Source organism: Escherichia sp. S10b, from assembly GCF_028421345.1.
Classification (GTDB): domain Bacteria; phylum Pseudomonadota; class Gammaproteobacteria; order Enterobacterales; family Enterobacteriaceae; genus ECMA0423.
On sequence record NZ_JAHZSO010000167.1, the window covers coordinates 28,684 to 44,300 of the forward strand.

The 15,617-nt window shown below is 42.9% G+C and carries 10 protein-coding genes and 1 pseudogene; 9 read left to right on the top strand and 2 right to left on the bottom strand.

Annotated elements, in window-relative coordinates:
* The first annotated feature begins 2 nt into the window (after positions 1-2).
* The 6 genes from FTE26_RS16060 to FTE26_RS16085 all read left to right on the top strand — a co-directional run bounded on the left by FTE26_RS16060 (position 3) and on the right by FTE26_RS16085 (position 8,978).
* A complete protein-coding gene (locus FTE26_RS16060) occupies positions 3-314 on the top strand; it encodes a hypothetical protein (RefSeq protein ID WP_023205800.1) in 312 nt (103 codons plus the stop codon).
* Between the two features lie 70 nt (positions 315-384).
* Positions 385-2,253 (top strand): DUF262 domain-containing protein, encoded by a 1,869-nt coding sequence (locus tag FTE26_RS16065; protein ID WP_228037402.1) that lies wholly within the window; start codon positions 385-387, stop codon positions 2,251-2,253.
* A 189-nt stretch (positions 2,254-2,442) separates the two neighbouring features.
* The gene (locus FTE26_RS16070) at positions 2,443-3,999 is read left to right on the top strand and encodes a type I restriction-modification system subunit M (protein ID WP_193971528.1); all 1,557 of its coding nucleotides are present in this window, start codon (positions 2,443-2,445) and stop codon (positions 3,997-3,999) included.
* A complete protein-coding gene (locus FTE26_RS16075) occupies positions 3,996-5,234 on the top strand; it encodes a restriction endonuclease subunit S (RefSeq protein ID WP_103015407.1) in 1,239 nt (412 codons plus the stop codon). The genes FTE26_RS16070 and FTE26_RS16075 overlap by 4 nt, the downstream gene beginning before the upstream one ends.
* 116 nt (positions 5,235-5,350) lie before the next feature.
* Entirely contained in the window at positions 5,351-8,467 is a 3,117-nt protein-coding gene (locus tag FTE26_RS16080) for an HsdR family type I site-specific deoxyribonuclease (protein ID WP_272457585.1), read from the top strand.
* Positions 8,468-8,687: 220 nt separating this feature from the next.
* Positions 8,688-8,978: a hypothetical protein gene (locus FTE26_RS16085; RefSeq protein WP_199160878.1), complete on the top strand. Its 291-nt coding sequence runs from the start codon at positions 8,688-8,690 to the stop codon at positions 8,976-8,978.
* A gap of 183 nt (positions 8,979-9,161) precedes the next feature.
* On the opposite strand, the gene FTE26_RS16090 is transcribed toward FTE26_RS16085, so the two are convergent.
* Together FTE26_RS16090 and FTE26_RS16095 are read right to left on the bottom strand one after the other, a co-directional pair.
* The gene (locus FTE26_RS16090; RefSeq protein ID WP_021544648.1) at positions 9,162-10,139 is read right to left on the bottom strand and encodes a 5'-nucleotidase; all 978 of its coding nucleotides are present in this window, start codon (positions 10,137-10,139) and stop codon (positions 9,162-9,164) included.
* A gap of 56 nt (positions 10,140-10,195) precedes the next feature.
* Complete coding sequence (locus FTE26_RS16095; protein WP_001033549.1) at positions 10,196-11,173, bottom strand: hypothetical protein; 978 nt, start codon at positions 11,171-11,173, stop codon at positions 10,196-10,198.
* Between the two features lie 776 nt (positions 11,174-11,949).
* Here FTE26_RS16095 and FTE26_RS20120 point away from each other — a divergent pair.
* The 3 genes and pseudogenes from FTE26_RS20120 to cadB form a co-directional block, all read left to right on the top strand.
* Positions 11,950-12,109 (top strand): annotated as a pseudogene (locus FTE26_RS20120) (tyrosine-type recombinase/integrase); the annotation flags it as partial.
* Between the two features lie 259 nt (positions 12,110-12,368).
* A complete protein-coding gene (cadC, locus tag FTE26_RS16100; protein WP_001187182.1) occupies positions 12,369-13,907 on the top strand; it encodes a lysine decarboxylation/transport transcriptional activator CadC in 1,539 nt (512 codons plus the stop codon).
* 364 nt (positions 13,908-14,271) lie between these two features.
* Positions 14,272-15,606 carry a cadaverine/lysine antiporter gene (cadB, locus tag FTE26_RS16105; RefSeq protein ID WP_000092909.1) on the top strand — a complete coding sequence of 445 codons (1,335 nt, stop codon included), beginning with the start codon at positions 14,272-14,274 and terminating at the stop codon, positions 15,604-15,606.
* Positions 15,607-15,617: the final 11 nt, after the last annotated feature.

Sequence of the window (15,617 nt, forward strand, 5' to 3'; positions counted from 1 at the left end):
TTATGATTATCGATAAAGAATACGCACTTGTAGATGCAACAGCAAGACTTAACACTGACCTGAGGGATTATGAATATGAAATAAACAACGCCGCCATCATAACATTTGGCAATGACCTCATTGAGGTAATCGTATATCAGTTCAGCTTTGTCATCAGCATCAGGGCAGAGGGTGAAAAAATAAAGCACGGCCTACTTGTTAACTTCGGTAAAAATATAGCAAGACAGGTTCCATCACTTTGTGCATCCGCAATGCGAGTCTACCCGAATGAAAAACACAAACCGAGCCGTCAGCTTTTCCATTGCATAAATTAGCTTGTACAAAGACTGTACTACCGACACGCAATAAATTAAAATAGGCCAGCTAATATAACATATGAGGTTTATGATGGCTGGCCAGTATGAAAAAGCAATAACGATAAAACAAGCGATAGATTCAATTAATTTACGCCACTATCTTCTGCCTGCAATTCAGAGGAAGTTCGTCTGGAGCAGCAGTCAGATATGTCTGCTGTTTGATTCCATCATGCGAGACTACCCGATAAACTCTTTCATGATGTGGGATATCCGTAGTGCCAGTATTAAAAATGATTACAAATTCTATGAATTCCTGAAAGAATACTGTCAGCGATTTAATGAAGAAAACCCCTGCGTACCAACAAATGCGGGATTTCATGATTTCAAGGCGGTGATTGATGGTCAGCAGCGTCTCACATCATTATATATTGGATTGTGTGGAACGTATGCGTATAAACAGCCCCGGGTGTGGTGGCCTTCGGCACAGGATGATCGCATCCTGCCGCCCAGAAAGCTTTACGTCGATTTAACAGCGCCACTTAATTCAGACGATGAGCTCATGATGAAGTATAACTTCAGGTTCCTGACCGACAAGCAATACGCTGATTCACTTACAGACAACAAACATCACTGGTTCTGCCTGCACGAAATATTCAAATACGAGCAACATGATTCTCCGGATGATATTTTATTTAACGTTGTCGTACCAGAACTCGAAAAAAGAGGACTCATTTCCAGTGAATTTTCCAGAAAAACTCTGCTTAAACTTTATACCAAGATAAGAACTGAGAATCTTATCCACTACTTCAATGAGAGCAGTCAGGACATTGATCATGTGCTGGATGTTTTCATCCGCACGAACAGCGGGGGGACAAAACTTGAGTTCTCAGACTTACTGATGTCAATAGCGGTAGCGCACTGGCAGGGGGATTTCAGAAGAGAACTGGATGAACTGACAAAAAACATTTATCAGAATAATGAAATGGGGTTTTATATTGAAAGAGACTGGTTCTTAAAAACCAGCCTGATGCTTATTGACTCTGACGTCCGGTTCAAAGTAAAAAACTTCACTTCAGAGGAGGTCGGTAAGATACAACAACAATGGTCTGAAATAAAATCCTGTATCAAGGAGACCTTTATTCTTATCAGGCGATTCGGCATCAATCCACAGTCTTTGATATCTAAAAATGCAGTCATTCCTGTGGTCTACTGGCTTTACAAAAAGCAAACCAGTGGACATGCATTATATACAACGATTAATCTCCTGAATAAAAACCACAATGAGCGCTCAGTAATTAGTCAGTGGTTTTACATGGTACTTCTGAAAGGGATCTTTGGAAGCCAGGCCGATGCGCTACTCACGAGCATCAGAGATGTAATGAAAAATAGTCTTTCAGATATTCATTTCCCTCTTGAGAAGATTATTGACAGATATAAAGGCTCGAATAAGGACCTCAGATTTGACGACGAATACATCGAAAGCCTTCTCAATATCAGATATGGCGAAGGTCGTTGCCGCGCACTATTGCATCTTCTGTTCCCTGAAATGAATCCGACCGAGGTGTTTCATATTGATCACCTTCACCCAAGAAATCACTTCTCAAAGAAATATCTTGAAAGATTAGATTATGTTGCGAACTCACCAGAGAACCTCAGCTTTTATGAAAACCCGGAACACTGGGACACCATACCGAATCTTCATTTACTGAATCATTCTCAGAATATAAGTAAACAGGATACTTCCCTGAAACAATGGCTATCTCATTCATCAAACAACTATACGCCATCAATGTTGTTAGTTTCAGATGAAAATATTGAGTTCAGTCGCTTCCCGGAATTCTACAATGAGCGAAGAAACGCCCTGAAGCAAAGGCTGCTGAATCGGGTATTTCTTACAACAAAAATAGATTCATCACCATCCACAATAGATACGGATGAAGAAATTTTCACCGACTGAACGTTCAGCCCCGATAGTATTGGGGCTTCAGTATTTATCGTCAGCACAACGTTTCTACTGGCCTGACTGAAAGAGCGCTGCTTACACAATCGGGCAAACTGTAGTGGTCAACAAAGCCTGTCATCAATATGAAATTGCGATAAAATTGGGCCAATAAAAGTAGTTAAGAATCATACAACAGGATACAAAATGACAAGCCTTCAGCAGCGTGCCGAGCTACACCGTCAAATCTGGGCCATTGCCAATGATGTCAGAGGCTCCGTAGACGGATGGGATTTTAAACAGTATGTACTCGGTGCACTTTTCTACCGCTTCATCAGTGAGAATTTTTCCAGCTACATGGAAGCAGGGGATGAGAGCATACATTATGCAGCACTTGATGACAGCATCATTACCGATGACATCAAAGACGATGCCATCAGGACTAAAGGCTATTTCATTTACCCAAGCCAGCTGTTCTGCAACGTTGCCGCTAAAGCGAACACCAACGACAGGCTGAATGCTGATTTAAACAGTATCTTCGTCGCTATTGAAAGCTCTGCCTACGGCTATCCGTCCGAGGCCGACATCAAAGGCCTGTTTGCCGATTTCGATACGACCAGCAATCGACTGGGTAACACCGTCAAAGACAAAAACAGCCGTCTTGCTGCCGTTCTGAAAGGCGTTGAGGGGCTAAAGCTCGGGGATTTTAATGAGCACCAGATTGACCTGTTTGGTGATGCCTACGAGTTCCTGATTTCTAACTATGCGGCGAATGCCGGTAAGTCTGGCGGGGAGTTCTTCACACCTCAGCACGTATCTAAGCTGATTGCTCAGCTTGCGATGCACGGTCAGACTCATGTCAACAAAATCTATGACCCTGCTGCAGGCTCTGGCTCACTGCTGCTTCAGGCGAAGAAGCACTTTGATAACCATATCATTGAAGACGGTTTTTATGGTCAGGAGATAAATCATACAACCTTTAACCTGGCGCGTATGAACATGTTCCTGCACAACATCAACTACGACAAATTTGATATCAGACTGGGAAATACTCTGACTGAGCCTCACTTTGGCGATGAAAAACCGTTTGATGCTATTGTCTCTAACCCGCCGTACTCGGTTAAGTGGATTGGTAGTGACGACCCGACCCTGATTAACGATGAGCGTTTTGCTCCTGCTGGCGTACTGGCCCCGAAATCAAAAGCTGACTTTGCGTTTGTGCTACATGCGCTGAACTACCTGTCTGCTAAAGGGCGCGCAGCAATAGTTTGTTTCCCCGGTATTTTCTACCGTGGCGGTGCAGAGCAGAAAATCCGACAGTACCTGGTCGACAATAACTATGTTGAAACGGTGATTTCTCTGGCACCGAATCTGTTCTTCGGCACCACCATTGCCGTTAACATTCTGGTGATGTCAAAGCACAAAACAGATACCCGCGTTCAGTTTATTGACGCCAGCGGGTTGTTTAAGAAAGAAACCAATAACAATATCCTGACTGATGGTCATATTGAACAGATTATGCAGGTCTTTGCCAGCAAAACAGACGTTGACCATTTGGCGAAAACTGTACCTCAAGAAACAGTTGCTGCCAATAACTATAACCTGTCAGTCAGCAGCTACGTCGAAGCCTTGAATACTCGCGAAATAATTGATATTTCCGAACTGAATGCCGAGCTAAAAATCACCGTCGGCAAAATCGAACAGTTACGTAAGGATATCGACTCAATTGTGGCAAAGATTGAAGGTGACGAGGCGCAATCATGAGTGGGTTGAACTTTCTGAACAAATTGCTGGATGGAGTTGATGTTGAATGGTTGTCACTGGGAGAGCTTGGCGATTTCATACGTGGCAATGGACTACAGAAAAAAGATTTCGTTGAAAGTGGTTTTCCAGCAATACATTACGGTCAGATTTATACAAGGTATGGGTTATCAGCTGATAAAACATTTACTTACGTGCTTCCAGAACTAGCCAATAAGCTGAGAAAGGCTCAAAAAAATGACTTATTGCTAGCAACAACATCAGAAAACGATGAAGATGTAGTAAAACCTTTAGCCTGGCTTGGCGATAACGTTGCTATTTCCGGAGATATGATGTTATTTCGCCACGAGCAAAATGTTAAATATCTCGCCTATTTCTTCCAGTCCGAAATATTTCAAACACAAAAAATGAAATATATTACTGGAGCTAAAGTCCGACGGGTTTCCAGTGGCGATTTATCTAAAATTAAAATTCCAATTCCCTGTTCAAACAATCCAGAAAAGTCTCTGACCATCCAGTCTGAAATCGTCCGAATTCTGGATAGATTTACTGCTCTTACAGCTGAGCTTACAGCTGAGCTTACAGCTGAGCTTACCATGCGAAAAAATCAGTACAACTACTATCGTGACCAGTTGCTTTGTTTTGACGAGGCCGAAGTTGAGTGGAAAACGCTAGCTGATGTAGCAATATTAAGACGCGGAAGAGTCATGTCTAAAGGGTATCTCGAACAGAATGCAGGAGACTACCCCGTTTATAGTTCCCAAACCGCAAGAAATGGGATGATTGGCTCAATAGATACTTACGACTTTGATGGTGAATTTATTAGTTGGACAACAGATGGTGCAAATGCTGGAACGGTTTTCTACCGTACAGGGAAATTCTCCATCACGAATGTTTGTGGGCTAATCAAAATTCATGAAAATTATCCAATTAGCTATAAGTATCTTTACTATTGGCTTTCAATAGAAGCCCAAAAGCATGTCTATTCAGGTATGGGTAATCCTAAGCTAATGAGCCATCAGGTCGAGAAAATTACTGTGCCTATACCCTTCCCGGCATCACCAGAGAAATCAATGCTCGAACAACAGCGAATAGTCGGAATTCTGGACAAATTAGAGGCTATAACATTCTCATTGACTGAAGGCTTACCTCGGGAAATCGAGCTGCGCCAGAAACAGTACGAATACTATCGTGACTTGCTGTTCAGCTTCCCGAGACCAGAAACCGCCAGCAACTGACGGACTATTGATACCGGCAGGGTTTGTTCTCACCCGCCCGGTATCAGGCTTTACGAATGCCGGAAGATGCTTCTGATACCCTTCCGGGCTTTGCCAGATGACGCACAGGATGCACCATGACACAACAGACACACACCATTGCTGAATCCAATAACTTTATCGTCCTTGATAAATACACCAAAGTTCTGGATACCGGTGACAGCTACCAGAGCGAATCGGACCTTGAGCGGGCGCTGATTCAGGACCTTCTTAATCAGGGCTATGAGTTTATCTCCGTTAAGTCACCGACTGCGATGCTGGCGAATGTGCGGGACCAGCTTCAGCGTCTTAATGGTGTGGTGTTTAACGAAAGTGAATGGCGGCGCTTCGCAGAGCAGTATCTGGATAGCCCCAGTGACAGCAGCCTGGACAAAACCCGTAAAATCCATATCGACTATATCTGTGATTTTACTTTTGATGATGGTCGTCTGGAAAACATCTATCTGATAGATAAAAAGAACCTGCTGCGCAATAAGGTGCAGGTCATTCAGCAGTTTGAGCAGACAGGTTCACACGCTAACCGTTATGACGTCACCATTCTGGTCAACGGCCTGCCACTGGTGCAAATCGAACTCAAAAAGCGCGGCGTGGCGATTCGTGAAGCCTTTAACCAGATACACCGTTACAGCAAGGAAAGCTTTAACAGCGATAACTCCCTGTTTAAATACCTGCAACTCTTCGTAATTTCCAACGGGACTGATACCCGGTACTTTGCCAGTACCACTAAGCGGGATAAAAACAGCTTTGATTTCACCATGAACTGGGCAAAGTCGGATAACACTCTGATTAAGGACCTGAAGGACTTTACCGCCACTTTCTTCCAGAAGCATACTCTGCTGAATGTTCTGTTTAATTACAGCGTGTTTGACAGCAGCCAGACGCTGCTCGTCATGCGCCCCTATCAGATTGCCGCCACCGAGCGCATTCTCTGGAAAATCAACAGCTCTTTTAAAGCGAAGAACTGGTCAAAACCCGAAAGCGGCGGGTTTATCTGGCATACCACAGGGTCAGGAAAAACCCTGACCAGCTTTAAGGCCGCACGTCTGGCTACTGAGCTGGACTTTATCGATAAAGTCTTCTTCGTGGTCGACAGGAAAGACCTCGATTACCAGACCATGAAGGAGTATCAGCGCTTCTCTCCGGACAGTGTCAATGGTTCGGATAATACAGCTGGCCTCAGAAGAAACCTGGATAAGGACGATAACAAAATTATCGTCACAACCATTCAGAAACTCAATAACCTGATGAAAGCCGAAGCTGACCTGCCCGTCTATCAGCAGCAGGTGGTGTTTATCTTTGATGAGTGTCACCGCAGCCAGTTTGGTGAGGCCCAGAAAAACCTCAAAAAGAAATTCAGACGCTTTTATCAGTTTGGTTTTACCGGTACGCCTATTTTCCCGGAAAACGCACTGGGAGCAGAAACCACAACCTGCGTGTTCGGGCGTGAATTACATTCTTACGTAATTACTGATGCGATTCGTGATGAAAAAGTGCTGAAGTTTAAGGTGGACTATAACGATGTCCGCCCACAGTTTAAGTCCCTTGAAACGGAAACTGACGAAAAAAAACTCAGCGCTGCTGAAAACCAACAGGCATTTTTGCACCCCCTGCGTATCCAGGAAATAACGCAATACATTCTCAATAACTTCCGTCGGAAAACGCACCGAACCTTCCCGGGAGCTAAGGGCTTTAACGCCATGTTAGCAGTTAGCAGCGTGGATGCGGCAAAAGCTTATTACACGACGTTTAAAATGCTACAGGAAGAAGCGGAGAAGAAATCTGGCAGCTATAAACGCCTTCGGGTTGCAACCATCTTCTCCTTTGCTGCAAATGAAGAGCAAAGCGCCATTGGTGATATTACTGACGAAAGCTTTGATACCAGCGCGATGAACAGCAGCGCGAAGGAATTCCTGGATTCAGCCATTGATGACTATAATAATCACTTTAAAACCAATTTCAGCACCGACAGTAACGGTTTCCAGAACTACTACCGCAATTTAGCTCAACGAGTGAAAAATCAGGATATTGACCTTCTCATCGTGGTGGGAATGTTCTTGACTGGCTTTGATGCTCCGACGCTTAACACTCTTTTCGTTGACAAAAACCTGCGTTATCACGGTCTGATGCAGGCATTTTCCCGCACAAACCGTATCTATGATGCCACCAAAACCTTCGGCAATATCGTGACTTTCAGGGACCTGGAGCGTCCGACCATTGATGCCATCACACTTTTTGGCGACAAAAACACCAAGAATGTGGTACTGGAAAAAAGCTACGAAGAGTACATGCAGGGCTTTACCGATGCGGCAACCGGCGAGGCTAAACGAGGTTTTATGGCTGTTGTTTCTGAGCTGGAGCAGCGCTTCCCTGACCCGGCCAGTATCGACAGTGAAAAAGAGAAAAAAGCCTTCGTCAAACTGTTTGGTGAATATCTGCGGGCAGAAAACATCCTGCAAAACTATGATGAATTTGCCACGCTGAAAGCCCTGCAGAAGGTTGATATTAGTGACCCGGAAGCGGTAGAAACCTTTAAAGCAGAGCACTATGTGGATGATGAAAAATTTGCTGAATTACAAACCATTCGTCTCCCGGCAGAACGTAAAGTTCAGGACTATCGCTCAGCATACAATGATATCCGGGACTGGCAGCGACGCGAAAAAGCAGCAAACGACAGGGATACATCAACCACAGACTGGGATGACGTGGTGTTTGAAATTGACCTGCTTAAGTCGCAGGAGATTAACCTGGACTACATCCTTGGTCTGATTTTCGACCACAATCGTCAGAAAAAAGGTAAAGAAGCCCTGACTGAAGAGGTCAGACGCTTAATCCGCTCAAGTCTGGGCAACCGTGCCAAAGAAGGTCTGATTGTTGACTTTATTCAGCAAACTAACCTTGATGACATGCCGGACAAGGCCAGTATCATTGATGCATTCTTTACCTATGCTCAGCGTGAACAGCAGCGGGAAGCAGAAGCGTTGATTAAGGAAGAAAACCTCAATGAAGAGGCTGCAAGGCGCTATATCCGCACATCACTAAAACGGGAATATGCTACCGAAAATGGGACGGAGTTAAACGAGACGCTACCAAAGCTCAGTCCGCTGAATCCTCAGTACAAAACGAAAAAGCAGACTGTATTCCAGAAAATTGGGGCGTTTATCGAAAAATTTAAAGGAGTTGGAGGACACCTCTAGTTGCCAGATAAAAGAACAATGCGCCACCGCAATTTATAGATAAGATTGTATCTTTTAAACTGCGTCAGACCTGTACGATCGATGAAGCGCTGGTTAATGTTAATGCTAACTGGATGAATTTTTAACGCACATTCAAACAATTAGCGTCCAGAACTTACAGAAACCAGTGCTTGATTTTGGATGGTAAAGTACTGAATGGATGTATCACAGGAGAATACTTATGAGCGTAACTATAAAAGACGATCGACTCAGGACTATCGCGACCTTTGATGGCAAGACCTTGAAAGATGATCGACTGAGGACCATCGCGACGTTTGATGGTAAAGCCCTGAAAGACGACCGACTCCGCACCATCGCAACATTTGATGGGAAGACCTTGAAAGACGATCGACTCCGCACCATCGCAACTTTTGATGGTAAAACACTTAAAGACGACCGACTCAGAACCATCGCGACAGTTAATGGTAATGTCAGTATTATTGTTTTGGCGTTTGCTGCTCGGCTATTTTGAGGTTTAACATTTATGATATTGTCTTTTTATTTTTACATCAAAAAAATACCGAAGCCCATAGTTTATTTAAACGATAGATTTTATTGCAAGACTATCTTCGGCAGATAACTGTCATCTGAGAAAAATTCGTGACCATGATGATAGTTCCGCCCCGACTCATCGGGGCAATGACATTGATATAAATTAAGCTGGCTTGATTGACAATATTTGCTGATATAATGGTGAGCGAGAAGCATAAGGTACTCGGCCTGAAGGGACATATACTGATGCTGGCTCAAGGTGGACATCTTGATCATCAAAAAATATATGAGGATTGAAAGCTTTAAGTATTTTTGTTTTCTCGACCCCACCTAGAAAGAATGCCTCATCAACATTTATCCCCCAAGCTCTTAATGTTTTTATAACTCGTAGCTCGGATGGGCTATTTCTTGCTGTAACAAGAGCAATTCTTATCGGTGAATAATCAACTCTTGCAGGTAATCGGTCTTGTAATCTCGCTATTTTTTTTAGCAGCATTGCATAAGGACCTTCCGCCAAAGGTTCATTTTGCTTGGCATTTTCTTGTGCATGGAAACTGTTAATTCCTTTCGTTTTATAGACAATCTCACTCGACTCATCGAATAAGACAGCATCACCATCAAAGGCAATTCTTACCTGATCTTGCGGATATTTTATAGATTCTTTTGGCGGTTCCTTTAAAATAGCAACTGCACAGGCATTAGAGTCGATAACGCGCTGTGCATCATCAATACTGGTTGTAAGAAAGAGATCCACATTGAAAGCCTCGAGATAGTCAACCACCGTTTCACCACCTGTGAATACTGACCTTGTTATATCTACTCCTTTTTTTCTTATATTGTTCAGTATCATAAGTCCTGTATCAGGACTATTTCTTGACATAACCACTACTTCAACAAGAGGAGATTTATCAGCTTCTTTTTTATACTTATTTAGCCCCAGCAAAGCCTCTACCAAGGGAAATCCAGTTCCAGGAAGCAACTCATCATTCTCATGCAAAAGCATGTAGTCTCTGTATTGCTCAATTGCTTTTTCTGGATTGCTGGAACAGAATTCCTTAAAAAGATTATCTGATTCCTGCATATTGAAAAGTGCTGTTGAACTTATACCAATGACCAGAGTATTAGTCAAATCATAAGCCATAACTATCTCCTAAGACCTTTATTAGTTAACGTTTACAATTGATTAAGAGAAAAAACCTATTCATATTCAATACCCCATTCGTTTATTTTAAGTTTTTTATTTAACGAGAATTGGTTTATCAAATCAATATATTCTTTAAAGTCTGGATTCAATTCAATAAGACGATTAATAGTTTGCCAATCTAAACTTATTTTTTCTTTTGCTTGAAGAAGAATCTGACTTTCAGACGGATTATGTACATCGAGGAGGATAACGCCAATACCATGTGCCGCATTCAGAACAGTTAACTCATCAATACAGTTATTCTCAATGCTTGCAGCTACAAGATAGCCATAGTGAGACCATGATGAGTTAGAAACGGTCTGAAAGTATGCCTCTCTAACGTTCGAAATAACTAAAGATTTTTTTACTTCAAAAGACCAAAGAAAAGCACGTTTACCACCAAGAATTGAAACCGCATCCTTAGTCAAGGACGACCAATTATGACCAATATCCTGGACCCCTATAACATCTGGATGTACCCACTTATTACTCTTGAAGGCTCCCTTTTTGGATTTCTTTTCATCTACACGACGAACAAGCACATTTAATGAACTCGAAGTATACTCGCTTAGAAGAGGATATAATTCATGCTCAGAATAAAATTCGCCATGGGGATCAGAAACGTCAGCATCATCCGTGACAAAGATATCTTTATTTAATTGTATGCCCTTTGCCTCATCATCTGACCAAAGATACTTTCTAGGTTTTCCTGCCGTCACATTAATATGAGCATTTCTCTTAACCAGCGAAGGTCTTTGGGCGCCTATCTCTGCCGCTACCTGGGAGATTAGGTCTTCAACACTCGAAAGATGTTCTGATGAAGCAAGTTTCTTTTCTGCGTATTCAGGAAAGCTTTCGCAAACTTTGATTGCCAATTGCCTGGCGGTAAACGGAACATTAGGGCTTGCCTTAAGTACGAACAAAGTCATACCAATCAATGTTTTAGTTTTATGACTAACAAGAAAATCTGAGTCAGCTTTTATTTTGTTCACACCCTATCCTTTTGTGCTTCAACGAGACCAAGAGCCTGGAACAACAGAACTCTTCTTTATTCTCTCCAACTATATCAAAATTGCTCCACGTAGTAGTAACCTTAGTTACTGTAATTGCTTTAAGTGAGGTTTACCGTGACTATCTCGAACTTTCAATATGTTCACGATCTAGCCAATGTCATGAAACATCAAGAGCTTTCGAAGAAAACAAACTTATCTTAGTAAACCTTAACCTGAGGACGTCAGCTGTTGCAGCTCATAACAACCAGAATCAGCCCAGATATCTCTGAAGAGCTAATTGCTTTAGCTTGCTCATTATGAAGTTCTCTCACCTAATGCAATATAGTTGAGAACTGGGATACGAAGATGGGCCATCTTAAACCAAGGCAATTTGATGGTAGGATTATGGTAGTTTCGAAACACCGTATTTAAGCATTGCTTACATCATATTGCAGCAAACTTAAACATTTTTCTCAAGGCAAACCAGTAAAAAACTGTTAGTGCTGATAGAGCATTTGGTCTTTTTTGAAGGGATTGAAAATCCCCGTGTCCTTGGTTCGATTCCGAGTCCGGGCACCAAATTCATATAAACGGACCTCCACGGAGGTCCGTTTTTCGTTTCAGGACGCCACGATTTAAGCGTTCTGCCTCCAAATCAATTCTCCCGAACTCAACCAGATTCTCCCCTCATCACCAGCAATTTGCGGGCATATCCCAATTCGGGAAAATTTGTTCCTGAGCGATAGCACTAACTGACGTGAAATGTCGTGCGGCCCCGTGATGTTGTTGAACGTCAAATGACGTCATCAGGAGCGTAACGCATCCATAAAGCACAACACCGGTCTGAACGCCGACTGATGAGATTTTCTGAATGAGAACAAAGAGAAATGTATCAGTCCGCTTGCTCATGCAAAGACTAACAATCCATTAAAATAGTAAGCGCTCCGGACAATTTTCCATGGATTATTTTCTGAACATTTTTCTTTGGCAAAGATGATGAATTTTGATGGTAAGGAATATTACTTCTGGTTCTCAGTAAAATCCTTTCGTAATACTATGTAATCAAGAAGTTTATGGCTGGTAAAAATAACGTCTTGCATTCACCAATAATATGTAAATAAACCCATCTATAGATGGTAAAAATAGGTTGTGGCAATTATCATTGCATCATTCCCTTTTCGAATGAGTTTCTATTATGCAACAACCTGTAGTTCGCGTTGGCGAATGGCTTGTTACTCCGTCCATAAACCAAATTAGCCGCAATGGGCGTCAACTTACCCTTGAGCCGAGATTAATCGATCTTCTGGTTTTCTTTGCTCAACACAGTGGCGAAGTACTTAGCAGGGATGAACTTATCGATAATGTCTGGAAGAGAAGTATTGTCACCAATCATGTTGTGACGCAGAGTATCTCAGAACTACGTAAGTCATTAAAAGATAATGATGAAGATAGTCCTGTCTATATCGCTACTGTACCAAAGCGCGGCTATAAATTAATGGTGCCGGTTATCTGGTACAGCGAAGAAGAGGGAGAGGAAATAATGCTATCTTCGCCTCCCCCTATACCAGAGGCGGTTCCTGCCACAGATTCTCCCTCCCACAGTCTTAACATTCAAAACACCGCAACGCCACCTGAACAATCCCCAGTTAAAAGCAAACGATTCACTACCTTTTGGGTATGGTTTTTTTTCCTGTTGTCGTTAGGTATCTGTGTAGCACTGGTAGCGTTTTCAACTCTTGATACACGGCTTCCTATGAGCAAATCGCGTATTTTGCTCAATCCACGCGATATTGACATTAATATGGTAAATAAAAGTTGTAACAGCTGGAGTTCCCCGTATCAGCTCTCTTACGCGATAGGCGTGGGTGATTTGGTGGCGACATCACTTAACACCTTCTCCACCTTTATGGTGCATGACAAAATCAACTACAACATTGATGAACCGAGCAGTTCCGGTAAAACATTATCTATTGCGTTTGTTAATCAGCGCCAATACCGTGCTCAACAATGCTTTATGTCGATAAAATTGGTAGACAATGCAGATGGTTCAACCATGCTGGATAAACGTTATGTCATCACTAACGGTAATCAGCTGGCGATTCAAAATGATTTACTGGAGAGTTTATCAAAAGCGTTAAACCAACCGTGGCCACAACGAATGCAGGAGACGCTCCAGCAAATTTTGCCTCATCGTGGTGCGTTATTAACTAATTTTTATCAGGCACATGATTATTTACTGCATGGCGATGATAAATCATTGAACCGTGCCAGTGAATTATTAGGTGAGATTGTTCAATCATCCCCAGAATTTACCTACGCGAGAGCAGAAAAAGCATTAGTTGATATCGTGCGCCATTCTCAACATCCTTTAGATGAAAAACAATTAGCAGCACTGAACACAGAAATAGATAACATTGTTACACTACCGGAATTGAATAACCTGTCCATTATATATCAAATAAAAGCGGTCAGTGCTCTGGTAAAAGGTAAAACAGATGAGTCTTACCAGGCGATAAATACTGGCATTGATCTTGAAATGTCCTGGCTAAATTATGTATTGCTTGGCAAGGTTTATGAAATGAAGGGGATGAACCGGGAAGCAGCTGATGCATATCTCACCGCCTTTAATTTACGCCCAGGGGCAAACACCCTTTACTGGATTGAAAATGGTATATTCCAGACTTCTGTTCCTTATGTTGTACCTTATCTCGACAAATTTCTCGCTTCAGAATAAGTAACTCCGGGTTGATTTATGCTCTGGAATATTTGTTGTTGAGTTTTTGTATGTTCCCGTTGGTATAATATGTTGCGGCAATTTATTTGCCGCATAATTTTTATTACATAAATTTAACCAGAGAATGTCATGCAATCCATTGTAAACATTGAATGTTTATCTTTTCATGATATCAACTTGCGATCCTGATGTGTTAATAAAAAACCTCAAGTTCTCACTTACAGAAACTTTTGTGTTATTTCACCTAATCTTTAGGATTAATCCTTTTTTCGTGAGTATTCTTAGCGCCAGTTTGGTCTGGTCAGGAAATAGTTATACATCATGACCCGGACTCCAAATTCAAAAATGAAATTAGGAGAAGAGCATGAGTTCTGCCAAGAAGATCGGGCTATTTGCCTGTACCGGTGTTGTTGCCGGTAATATGATGGGGAGCGGTATTGCATTATTACCTGCGAACCTAGCAAGTATCGGTGGTATTGCTATCTGGGGTTGGATTATCTCTATTATTGGTGCAATGTCGCTGGCGTATGTATATGCCCGACTGGCAACAAAAAACCCGCAACAAGGTGGCCCAATTGCTTATGCCGGAGAAATTTCCCCTGCATTTGGTTTTCAGACAGGTGTTCTTTATTACCATGCTAACTGGATTGGTAACCTGGCGATTGGTATTACCGCTGTATCTTATCTTTCCACCTTCTTCCCAGTATTAAATGATCCTGTTCCGGCGGGTATCGCCTGTATTGCTATCGTCTGGGTATTTACCTTTGTAAATATGCTCGGCGGTACCTGGGTAAGCCGTTTAACCACTATTGGTCTGGTGCTGGTTCTTATTCCTGTGGTGATGACTGCTATTGTTGGCTGGCATTGGTTTGATGCGGCAACTTATGCAGCTAACTGGAATACTGCGGATACCACTGATGGTCATGCGATCATTAAAAGTATTCTGCTCTGCCTGTGGGCCTTCGTGGGTGTTGAATCCGCAGCAGTAAGTACTGGTATGGTTAAAAACCCGAAACGTACCGTTCCGCTGGCAACCATGCTGGGTACTGGTTTAGCAGGTATTGTTTACATCGCTGCGACTCAGGTGCTTTCCGGTATGTATCCATCTTCTGTAATGGCAGCTTCCGGTGCTCCGTTTGCAATCAGTGCTTCAACCATCCTCGGTAACTGGGCTGCGCCGCTGGTTTCTGCATTCACCGCCTTTGCGTGCCTGACTTCTCTGGGCTCCTGGATGATGTTGGTAGGCCAGGCAGGTGTACGTGCCGCTAACGACGGTAACTTCCCGAAAGTTTATGGTGAAGTCGACAGCAACGGTATTCCGAAAAAAGGTCTGCTGCTGGCTGCAGTGAAAATGACTGCCCTGATGATCCTCATCACTCTGATGAACTCTGCCGGTGGTAAAGCATCTGACCTGTTCGGTGAACTGACCGGTATCGCAGTACTGCTGACTATGCTGCCGTACTTCTACTCTTGCGTTGACCTGATTCGTTTTGAAGGCGTTAACATCCGCAACTTTGTCAGCCTGATCTGCTCTGTACTGGGTTGCGTGTTCTGCTTCATCGCGCTGATGGGCGCAAGCTCCTTCGAGCTGGCAGGTACCTTCATCGTCAGCCTGATTATCCTGATGTTCTACGCTCGCAAAATGCACGAGCGCCAGAGCCACTCAATGGATAACCACACCGCGTCTAACGCACATTAATTAAAAGTATT